At 59.8% G+C, this 1215-nt stretch carries 1 pseudogene; it reads right to left on the bottom strand.

Annotated features, from left to right (window positions below):
- Window positions 1–52: 52 nt before the first annotated feature.
- Window positions 53–1215 (bottom strand): annotated as a pseudogene (locus QVO43_RS06670) (aconitase family protein); the annotation flags it as partial.

Below are 1215 nucleotides of genomic sequence, written 5' to 3'. Positions count from 1 at the left end.
ACTAAAAACACAAAATTCTTGACAATCCCCGCAACGTGCAACACCCCCTTTTTTATTTCTTCCGATTGTAATTGATCAGGCACCCGGCCTTGATGATTTCTTTTTCTTCCTGGGTCAGGGGTTTGATGAACAGGGTCAGTTCCACCGGTTCTCCCTCTTTCAGCACCCAGGCCCGGATCTGGTCCAGACTGCCGTCCAGGGCTTCCCGGATTCCCGGCACGAAGATCCAGTCTCCCACTTCAAATCCTTCCGGTTCTCCTTTCAGGTGGAAGGGCAGCATCCCCCAGTTGATCACATTGCTCCGGTACCGTTTGGTGGCGTAGTCCTGGGTGATGTTGGCCAGGCCCCCGATCACCCGCTGGCAGCTGGCTGCCTGTTCCCGGGCAGACCCGTCACCGGGCCGGGTGGCGTACACCAGGGACCCGATTTCCGTATTGGACAGGGCAGCCCCTTCTCCTCCCGGGATCCCCTGGATCCGGCGGAACAGAGTCCCCAGTTCCGGTTTCTCCAGCAGCAGGTCTTTGCCGGCTTCCCGGGCCAGTTCCAGTTCCTTCACCGCCTTGGTCCGTGCCACATAGCCCGGATCCCGGCGGCTCAGGGTGAATTCCGCCAGGCCCAGAGGGTTGGACCGGTAGGAGGAAGTTTCTCCGGAGGGGATCAGTTCATCGGTGGTGGTCACCGGGTCCAGGATCTTGGAGCACACCTGGAGCAGTACATTTTCTCCCAGTTCCGGCATTTCCGGCCAATCCTTGATGTTGGGACCGTAGAACAGTTTCTGTTCCGGTTCCGGTTTGCCAAAGCCGTTGTACACCCGGGCCTTGTAGGCGCTGTCGTCGAAATGGTATTCCGGTACGCTGCCGAACACATCCCCGTAGGCTTCCGCGGAAGTCAGGATGCCGTTATTGGCTGCGGTAGCCGCAATACTCCGGGCGTCCATCAAGGCCACCGCCGCCATCTGTCCCTGGCCCGGTTTGGATCCTTCCCGGTTGGGGAAGTTCCGGGTATTGTGCCGGATGGACAGGCCGTTGTTGTTGGGGGTATCCCCTGCCCCGAAGCAGGGTCCGCAGAAGGCGGTCTTTACCACGGCTCCGGCAGCCATCAGATCTCCCAGCAGGCCCTTTTTCATCAGATCCATGTACACCGGCAGAGAAGACGGATACACATTCAGGGCAAATTCCCCGCTGCCCATGGACCGGCCCCAGAGGAGAGCGGCGG

It is taken from the genome of Acidaminococcus sp. CAG:542, assembly GCF_000437815.1.
GTDB lineage: Bacteria > Bacillota > Negativicutes > Acidaminococcales > Acidaminococcaceae > Acidaminococcus.
This window is presented reverse-complemented; position numbering and strand designations above follow the sequence as displayed.